Origin of the sequence: Blautia caecimuris (genome assembly GCF_024622975.1) — a bacterium.
Lineage (GTDB): Bacteria > Bacillota > Clostridia > Lachnospirales > Lachnospiraceae > Blautia_A > Blautia_A caecimuris.
Map to the genome: position 1 here is coordinate 1 of NZ_JANJZT010000058.1, position 10,044 is coordinate 10,044.

Here is a 10,044-nt window from a genome sequence, read left to right on the forward strand (position 1 = left end):
GAAACGCGTTCAGTTACATCCGGAAAGACTGATCAGTTCTTAGCGGAATGCGTGGTCAGATGAGCCGGAATTTGCAAGGGCAGCCTTGATAGCATCTTCTTTCTCTTTCGGGCATTGTGGAACTCTTGCATTTTCTGATTTTGGAAGATTATAGTTTTCTCCCACTTCAATTCCACATTTGCGTTTTACCTGAGAAATATATAAATTTGAAACCTTCAAGCCAAATTCTTTCAGCACATAATCTTTGATTTCCTGATAGGTTGCTTTCAACTCAGCACTGGTGGCATCCAGCTCGTCCAGGTCTAAGTCGATCTCTATCGTGTCATCTGGTTTTTGTTGGGACAAAAGAACAACCGTCTCGACGTGAGTATCAAATTAAAACATATCCCCACAAAAATCACGGAAATATCAGTATTTTTTTGCAGTACTAATATCGATTACGCAACCCTTTTCCCACAAATAAAATGTTAAATAAAACTGCCACATATTTTTAAATTAGCAACGGTAAATCCTTTTACAAAATCTCAAGTCATTTGCTTTGATAATTCTTTCAATAAGCCCATCCCAGACTCCGCCTTTTCATTACCTCAAGTTAAGGAAATAATGTCCTTCAGTCTAACCTTCTATAATAAACACTTGTCATTGATTTTTATTTGTCTTATTTTTTTACCATCAGTAATTTCTGGAAGTGTCATGTTATTTGAAACAGGATAAAAATACATGCGGTTTATTCTGGGATAATAAAACAAAATGCCAAAATTAGAATTTAATTTTTCAAACCAAGTAGTCAACTTTTCTACACTTATGTTTTTTCTATATTCTGTTTTTTCTTCCAGTGAGTTATCTACCAAAAGTTCGCAATAATATGTACTACCATTGAATTTCATCTTAAAATCAATATTATACTCTTCAAATACCAGACTGTTTTCAATTCCCTTATCATTTAGATATTCTTCTGCTTTTTCGAACATTTCATCTTTAGGCAGCTTGTCAAGCTCTTGTTGCTTTAAATGTCTAAGGTTGTCTAATTGAAATATCAAATCCTTCAAATCGTGTAATTCGGCATTGTGTTGAAATTTCAATAGTATTTCATCAATCAGAGTATTAATCGTGTGTAAGCTGTTTTCATGATTTTCTCTTGCTTTCCTGAAACGGATTTGTGTTCTGGAATTAAGTTTAAAGGTATTAATATAAAATGTTCCTCTATCGTTTTTGGCAATATATTTATAATGATTCTCTTTTTTTCCTCCTATAATTGCAGGGTTAATCCCAGAAAAGATATCATCAGTACAAGGGTCGAGTAGTTTTGTATCCCAAATATCACTTTTCTCGTTATTACACTTTTCGCAAGAATAATATAAATTATGATATTTATGTGTGTCAGGCAAATTCAAGGACTGCGGCTTAAAATGGTCTATTTCAAAAAAGTCCAAACCAACTATTCCTACTTCTTGTTCTTGCAATTTGCAATATGCACATTCATGAGAAAAGTCATTTCTTAAGTATTCTTTGCACTTAGGGCTTAAGTAATTTGCCCAACGTTGTTTTCTTATATATTCCATAATGACATCCTCTGTTATTTTTTTTCATCCAACTTTGAGCTAATTTCTTGTAATAATCGAATAGTTTCGGTATCTTGTTGTTGCTTGATTTCAACAGCTCTATACATCAAATTTTCTTTTCTTAAACCGCAAGCTCTCTTTATCTTTTCTGCAACATCTTTATATCGAGAAGTAATTTCTGATTTTTGCAACTCATAGTCATAATCACCAAACTGGTCTGCAAAGTCATCAAGTTCATAGTTGGTTAAAAGAACAGCATAGATTGTACTATCATGTTTTCGTATTTCTCTTAGCACATCTATCCCTTTATATGTGACCTGTTTCTCTAAATGAAAGTCAATAATTAAGAAATCTACATTCTTCTCCAAAATAATATCATAATAGCTGTCAACTGTTAATGGAAGTTTATCTAGACAATCAAGTTTCAATCCTTCAAGAGCAAAAAGTCGAGTGTATATGTCAACATTTGCAGCTTCGTCTTCAATAAACAAACCAATCAATTCATCCATCTTACTCATCTCCTTTTGGTAATGTTACAATAAATTTCGCTCCAAGCATAGTTTCAGAACGCTTAACAGATATATCCCCATGATATTTTTCTACAATATCTTTAACAATATTCAATCCTAATCCAATTCCGTTTTCTTTTGTAGTTTCAAAAGGTCTAAAAATCTCTTTTTCTTTTCCTTCTGGAACCCCCGCCCCCGAATCTTCAAAATAGATTATTAAATGTGAAGCACTCTGGGAAATAGTAACAGTAATTTTACGGTTTTCTCGTCCCTTAACTTGCTCAAAAGCGTTTGTTATCATGTTGATGACAATGGACTCAAAGTCAATTTGTTTAATTTTATATTCTATCGTATCTTCACACACAAAATTCAAAGTGATATCAAAAGACTTAACTATGGTTTGATAAAAACCGCCAACTTCTTTTAATGCACTACTGAGATTAATTTCTGAATCAATAGTTCTCTTTCGTTTGCGCAAAAAATTAACAATTAAATTACTGTATGCATATATACGGTCAAAATCTCCACTAACAATAGATACAACATCTTTAATTTGGTTTATATCCATACCATTATCCAAATAAAGGTTAACAAGAAGCAAACTCGTTTGTATTCTGCTAACAATGTCACTTGTTTCATGTCCAAATGATCCCGTTAGCATGCCCAATGACGCCAGATTTTTATAAAGATTCAATTCACTTTCTTGAAAATCAATTTTTGCTTGATATGCTTTTTGCGTTTCTGAATAGTGTCTATTATAATCATTTTGGATTTTTTCAATTCCTTGCTTCTTCTTTTCAGTATGCGCAATATATGTTTCCAGAAGTTCATCAATTTTTTGAGCTGAAACTTCTTCATCATTAGAAGATAATTTCCCGATTTGTTTTACAAAATCATCTTCCTTATATAGCTCTTTTAAGTTTTCGAATTGGGAATCAATCTTCTTTTTTTCGTCCGCAAGCTTTTGAATTTCTTCCTGCTCAGCCAAATACGCCTTTCTTCTGACATCACTAATAAGATTTGTACATTTAGATAAAAAGCTGACAAGCTGCGAGTAAGCTTCATTTTCTATAATTCCTTCTCTGTTGGTCGCATCAATCAATAGAGGATTGGTCTCATCCCCAATCTTAACCACACCTATAACCTGATTATTACCCACAAGATATCCGTGTGTATCTTTTACCTTTTTCTGGTCAAGCAAGAGCCAATCATTCCCAATATCTCCGTATGGCTTAACTCTAAAATTATCTCGATAAATCTTAATGCCACAATACGTGTCTAGAATTCTTTGAGCAAATCTAAAATTATATCCAGACTCGGCATCAGATAAATTTGCACTGTCTCTTAGGAAGAAGTATATCTCCGCTTTCAGATTTCCACATAACAAAGGCTTTTCATAGTTCTCCTCAACGATGTCATTTTTCCCTTCCTTATCACTATAAGTTATACGTGATTTTTGAGCATTATCAAAAATCTCAGCATCAATTTTTGCATATCTTAAGTCAAGAATTTCATTGACTAATACAATATCCTCTACTTTAAATTCGGGAGCAACTAGTTCAATTTTGAATGGGTCGCTTTCGATAAAATCTGGAGCTACTAATAAGCGTAATTCTTTTTGTAGTTTGTCGATATCTCTTTGTTTCCATTCATCTCTCAAACCTTCCATGATTAAAATCATACCAGTTTGAGATTTAGATAAGTTAAATTTAATATATAACTCTTCAAGCATAGTAAATACTTCTGATTCGCTTTGTGAATCTATAGTATCCAATGAACTTGAAACATCGCCAATCAGTAATTCAATGTCTTCATATTTCTTTATTATCGGTACGACTTTATCTTCAAGCAGCCTGAGTGTTTCGTTTTTATAAAACATAGGGTATTCAAAACTTTTTGTTCCAAGTATCGATTCCACAGTATCTTTATCTTCTTGAAGAATCTTATCAGTAACCATAAAATACTCAAGCTGATTACAAATGAATTTTGCAGCTGTAGATTCTTGATGGTCTTTTAGTATACCAATTCTTTGGGTCAATGCAGGAATATTTATTTCCTCAAAACTATTCCAGTTAATATCTACTCTATATGGTGGTTCAAATTCTGGAAATGAGTAAATTTGAACTTTTTCTGCTAAACGTTCAACTGAAAATCTACCAATACCTTTTTTTCCTGCCTTTTTTCTACCTTTAGGGGTATAAGGTTCAGTAATTTTATTGTTTGTACCAATTACCATCCACTTATTTTCGAAGTCCGATTGTGTCATTCCTGTACCAGTGTCAATTAGAACAATCCTGCTTTGTGGGGTATTGGGTTTATCCAAAATGATTTTCACACCATAGGCATCCGCATCGTAAGAGTTTTTAATAAGTTCCACTAATGCTGTAACAAAATCTGTAACAAGCTCACGCCCTAATTGGCTAATATGGCGGGAATTTGTTTTAAACTGTAGTTTTTTCATAAATGCCTCACCTCAATAATCTAGAATCATATTTATTTCATTAACGGATAAATCATATGCTTCGCATACAAGCCTATCCAATTCTTCTTGATGTTCTCTTAACTCTGACAAATATTTTGATACAAATGCCGAAATATCTTTTACATTATTTTTAGAAAATGGCAGTAGATTCAATTCGTTTGCCGATACTTGCGTATTACCGCTTTTACTTATAAAAACATAATTTATTAGTTTTGAGTTAAGTAATCCCAAATAATAATACATTATTTCATCCGTTAAAATTTCTTCTTTTCCAGAGTTGCAACATAAGAAATTTACGTGATTTTCTAAAAAGTAACTATCATAATTTTCCAAAAAATCATCAGATATTAGACATGCTTTTAATCGTATGTCCTTTTCAAAGTTAGTTGTCCGTTGTACCAATAATCTCTTACCCGATAAAACATAAGGACGAGTTTTATCAGTTATTCTCGCAAATGCCTTTCGTTCATCGTTAGCCCAAGAGGTAATGAATTGGAAATTTACAGGCTGAACATCTCCACCATACACAATTGGTATAGCTTTATCAGATGAATCGGCGAGTGATTCTTTATGTTGATTCCATACAAATAAACCATTAGAGAATTTCACTAATGAGTCATTGACAGATAGCGTTGTGCCATTCTTATAGACTTTTTCCAATACATCGTACATTTCAGATTTTTTGTTAATAATAAACATGTAGTTATTATCTTTACCCATCATTAATTTTGAACGAGATATTGAAAATTCAGATAACACATTCTGATTGCCATTGATAAATTGTATTCTAGTTTTAGTGTTACATACAGGTTTGTTTTGCAAACAAATTATAAAAACTGCTTGTTCTGCTCTGTCAAATATGTTTTGTCTCGAATCAATGTGTAATATTGATTTAATTCTCAACTCTTTCATTTCCTCACGAAGATTCTTAAAGTAGAGCCCAGAACGAATAGATTGAGGTACAATAAAACTCATTGTTCCATTGGTACGCAAATGAGATATTCCCCAATGCATAAACAGAGAATATATATTTGGCTGACCATATATTATGGCATCATACCCATCTATATCCTTTAATGCTTTGGAATCTAATTTAAAATAGGGGGGATTGCCAAGTATAATTGAAAATTCTTTTTCCTCTTTATCTACAATTGTATTTTTCCATTTTATATTATTTAGTGCTGGAATACCAAGTAAAAGATTGTTTTTATGCACGCTATCAGGTGCTATCTCCAACAATGTATTTAAAACACTTATCTTCGTTGCAATAACCGAAAAAGGATTTACATCGTAGGCAAACATGTTGTTTTCAACAAACTTAATTAATTCATCAAACGAAAGAAAAGCACTCATCTGCTTAACAGTCTCTACAACAAAAACACCAGTTCCACAGGCAGGATCCACCACTAAATCTCGTTCGGATAGATCTTTTAACTCGTTTCTAACTTCAAACACCATTTTTTTTGCTATTCCTGTGGGAGTATAAAACTGTCCTAATTTTTTCTTAACATCTTTATCAATAAATTTGTCATGCTCATTTATTAATTCGTATATTTCCTTTTCTGTGGGTATGTTACAATCATTTAATTGTAAAAACATACTATTATCTTTTATTTTAAACCATGAAAATAATTTATCGGTATCAAGAATATTTAGTATATGCATATATTCATGCGAACAGCTCATACTATATGCCAAAAAGTATGTAATAACATGAATAAATGCTATTTCGAATCCTATTGTTTCTTTCAAAAGTTTATTATCAGAATCAAGAATAGTGTTTTTACTGGAGTAATTCATTTTTCCATAGTATGTCTTTTCAAAAGATTGCGTAAGATTACTTACAACATCATCCGAAATTGATAAAATAATATCTTTTATTATTGGCTGCATTAGTATCATTTACCTTTCGTTAGGTTGGTTATCCACATATTATGGCGGCTTTTCCAAGAATCAAGCCACTCTTCTTCATTCACTATCGCTTTAAATACAGGCTCAAGGAATGTCTGTATTTCCGTTATCACAACAGAAAACTCAAGCGTATTATCTTTGATGTTCTTCAAAAAATATTTCCAACGCTTTTGCATATCCTCATCTTCGGCAAGTGCGACAACACGCTTAAAACTATTTCGGTCGTAGGGAGTGCCACGTCGCTGCAAGGTCTCAAATACAGCGGATTGTAATTTTGCTCCCTCAAAATCGAATGTTCTTGAAAGATAATAAATATCGTAAAAATCTTTCATTCTGCCCGTCAGCTCAAAGCGTTGCAGAATGGCATCAAACTTTTCAGCTATGGTACTTTCAAGGGAATAGGTTTTGATTACAGGAGCTTCAAAGTCTGGAAGCTGCGTATTGATTTTACGCTGTTCTGCCTTTGGTACGATAACATCTCCTACACCTATATCGACATTGAACGGTACTCGCACATTCTTTATCCGTCCGATAATCTGTGTGCTGATGCCGTGATACTTTCTCTGCGGAGAAATCTCCTCAAAGCCCTTTGCAGTCATATCAATATAATCGTTGCCTGTCGGTGTATCAATTATTTTGCAAATCAAATCCTTAACATTGTTTATTGAATTTGAATATCCACGGAGCAGAAAATCAACATCAATGGTGGCTCGGCTTTCAAAGTTTGTAAGAGTGTAGATAAACAAACCGCCTTTTAGTACCAGAAAATCATCATATCCAGATTTCGAAAGTTTTCTTAAAAATTCTTCCTGCATAAAAAGCTGTAGACACTGCTGATAACTGATGCCAGAAACCTTTGCTTTATTTCTGAGTTTTGCCAGAACGGACGCCGCTATATCTGCCATTACAACCACACTCCAATCAATTCTTTTACACGCTTTTGCACACGCAAAATTTTCGCATATTCCATAAGATTCGGTATATTCTTTTTCGGGTCTTTTACATAGCCCTGTACTGCTTTATTAAAAATCTCCTTATCCATCTTGTTCATATTTCGCAGCACATCGCAAATAGTACGGTCACGGTCATAAATGCGGACTTTATGGAAATCAATTTCACCTTCAGTTTCGCCCAGCGTAACCAACTCTGACTCTACACGATATGCCTTTATAAACGGATAATCAATTTTTGTTCGCCTCTTAGAGACATTTTTATCTATTGCAAAACTCCATTCAGCAGGATTTCTGTCACTGTATCCATAATAGAATAGGGCGGTCTCCATACAAAGCACTGCATCGGGAAACAAGCCATTGATAATAACAACTTCACTTTCTCCATAATCTTGAGTCCAGTGATAGTAACCTCGCCTGACTCTTTCAATCATTCCTTCGTCTAAAAGTTGTTTTATATCTGCATAGTATAACTTTGAAGCTGTAAGTTCAGCGGTAGTCATAATATAATTATGACTGCTAAACAACATTCTCAAAGTCTCAATATCTTTTTTCTGAAGCATATCTTCACCTCTACTTAATCGCCCTTAATCAAACTAATAATTGGTCACTTTACTATATTGTATTCGATTTTTCTCTTTAAGTCAATAATAGAAAAGTGAACACTTTTAATCATATCAATTAGGCAGTTTAGTATGAAATCTGCCCTCCGCTTTTTTAATCAGATAAAATATTGGTCAGCGAAAAGATAAATATGTAAATAAATAAGCGTACCACTGTTTTTAATGATACGCTCATCATTATTAAATTACCTCAAAATGCTTCAACGCATCTTTTATCGCTTCAACTTTTTCTGGTGTTGGATGTTTCCTCGGCTGTTTCAATTCTTCTACCGCATTAGGAGCATCGTACATCGGCAAGCCTAAATCTCTCTTTACCTCTGCGATATATGCGGTATGTACTTTGAAGCCGTATTTCGCTTCTATGTACTCCTTTATCATTTTGTAGGTCACTCGTTCTTTGGGCTTATAGCTTTCCGCTCTTTTAGCAATATTATCAAGTGGAACTTTTCCCTCACCCTCGCCAAACTCAACTTTTACGTTGATATGTCCGTCTGGCTTTTTGTGGGAAAGCAGTACAACCGTCTCAACGGTACTTTCGTTGTCCCAACAAAGTTCCTGTGTTTCCCTGTCTCCAAAATACACCGGAAACCGGAACTTTATGTGCTTCAGGAATCTGCCATCCGGCTGCTCCTGATCGTAAATGTCCACACGTTCTACAAAGCTGTTGAGAAATTCTTTCTTCTCCAAGTCGGTGAACTTATCATATAGTTTATCAAAATATAAAAGGAATTGATAGACGTTTTCTTCTGATATTTTCTGCTGCTGGATATTCAGCAAACGCTTTTTAACTTCTTCTATGCTATTTTCCACGCCTTCAATTTCATCATACAGCCGATATAACCTTGTCTCCATATCCTGATATTTCTTTTCATAAAATTTGTCCATGATATCCAGGTTATCCATCTGTTGGCCTAGCCTTGCCTTTGCTCCTGTCAACTGCCTATGCTGTTTTTCCAAATTTTCGATTTCTCTTTCAATTTCATCTGTGTCAATCCTTGAACCGATTTTTTTTCGGATCGCTTCTTCAAATTTGGGATTCTGTACCAGTTTCCGGATAACCTCTTCAACTGCATTATTGACCTTATCCTCGCTCCATTGCTTATGGTAATCACATCTGTGACCATTCATTAAGCGGCGGTGTTTGCAGGCATAATAAAAATAGTCCTTATACAAAGTTCCATCTTTCTTTTTCTTTCGGTTCACATTTCCATACATCCCACTTCCACATAGCGGACATTTCAAGATTCCGGATAAAATATGTTCATGATCTAAACTATGGATTTTCTCATATTTCTCTCCATTTTTTACCCTTTTCTGGTGTGCCAGTTCCCAGTCTGTCTCTGAGATAATCCCCTCATGAATACCATCATATAACATATAATTCTCCTGTTTTACAATACGGTATTCATTTCGTGTTCCGGAAACCTTCTCATTCTTTCTTCGTCCGTAAGCCAGTTTTCCACAGTAAACCGGATTGTCCAGAACGCCTTTTATAAAGGAAGCGGCAAATGCATCCAGTGTATTATTCTGTCTCTTTTTCTTTTTATATCCATGCTGATTCAGCCATATGGCGATCGCAGCAATTCCCATATTCGTATGAATAAATTTATCATAAATCAGACGTATGACCTCTGCTTCATCCTCTGCAATCTGTAATTCTCCATTTACCAGTTCATAGCCATATGGAGCAAATCCACCGTTCCATTTCCCTTCTCTGGCTTTCTGTTTACGTCCCTCCATTGTCTGGACAAGGATATTTTCCCGTTCAATCTCTGCCACCGCAGACAAAACAGAAATCATCAATTTTCCACTATCTTTTGAACTGTCAATCCCATCCTCGACACAAATCAGGTTCACTCCAAAGTCCTGCATCCTCTGCAAAGAATTCAAAACATCTGCCGCATTACGACCAAATCTGGAAAGTTTGAATACTAGTATAGAATAAATTAAATTTCTGCTATATATTTTTGAGATGATGTATGGTAAAATAGTGTTATCAAAGAAAGG

7 protein-coding genes and 1 pseudogene are annotated in these 10,044 nt (G+C 34.2%); all 8 read right to left on the reverse strand.

The window, feature by feature from the left end; genetic code table 11:
- Positions 1-39 precede the first annotated feature (39 nt).
- A pseudogene (locus tag NSA57_RS18735) lies at positions 40-366 on the reverse strand (hypothetical protein); the annotation flags it as partial.
- Between the two features lie 257 nt (positions 367-623).
- Positions 624-1,562 (reverse strand): HNH endonuclease, encoded by a 939-nt coding sequence (locus tag NSA57_RS18740; protein WP_022008420.1) that lies wholly within the window; start codon positions 1,560-1,562, stop codon positions 624-626.
- 14 nt (positions 1,563-1,576) lie between these two features.
- Complete coding sequence (locus tag NSA57_RS18745; RefSeq protein WP_022008419.1) at positions 1,577-2,071, reverse strand: LM5578_1851 family response regulator; 495 nt, start codon at positions 2,069-2,071, stop codon at positions 1,577-1,579.
- Position 2,072: 1 nt separating this feature from the next.
- Positions 2,073-4,532 carry a sensor histidine kinase gene (locus tag NSA57_RS18750; RefSeq protein ID WP_022008418.1) on the reverse strand — a complete coding sequence of 820 codons (2,460 nt, stop codon included), beginning with the start codon at positions 4,530-4,532 and terminating at the stop codon, positions 2,073-2,075.
- 12 nt (positions 4,533-4,544) lie between these two features.
- Complete coding sequence (locus tag NSA57_RS18755) at positions 4,545-6,446, reverse strand: HsdM family class I SAM-dependent methyltransferase (RefSeq protein ID WP_022008417.1); 1,902 nt, start codon at positions 6,444-6,446, stop codon at positions 4,545-4,547.
- 5 nt (positions 6,447-6,451) lie between these two features.
- On the reverse strand, positions 6,452-7,369 hold the full coding sequence (locus tag NSA57_RS18760) for a nucleotidyl transferase AbiEii/AbiGii toxin family protein (protein WP_257465762.1): 918 nt from the start codon (positions 7,367-7,369) through the stop codon (positions 6,452-6,454).
- On the reverse strand, positions 7,369-7,977 hold the full coding sequence (locus NSA57_RS18765; protein WP_177296720.1) for a type IV toxin-antitoxin system AbiEi family antitoxin domain-containing protein: 609 nt from the start codon (positions 7,975-7,977) through the stop codon (positions 7,369-7,371). Before NSA57_RS18765 ends, NSA57_RS18760 begins: the two co-directional genes overlap by 1 nt.
- A gap of 240 nt (positions 7,978-8,217) precedes the next feature.
- Positions 8,218-10,026, reverse strand: a complete 1,809-nt coding sequence (locus NSA57_RS18770; protein WP_334304837.1) for a recombinase family protein — start codon at positions 10,024-10,026, stop codon at positions 8,218-8,220.
- Between the last annotated feature and the right edge of the window lie 18 nt (positions 10,027-10,044).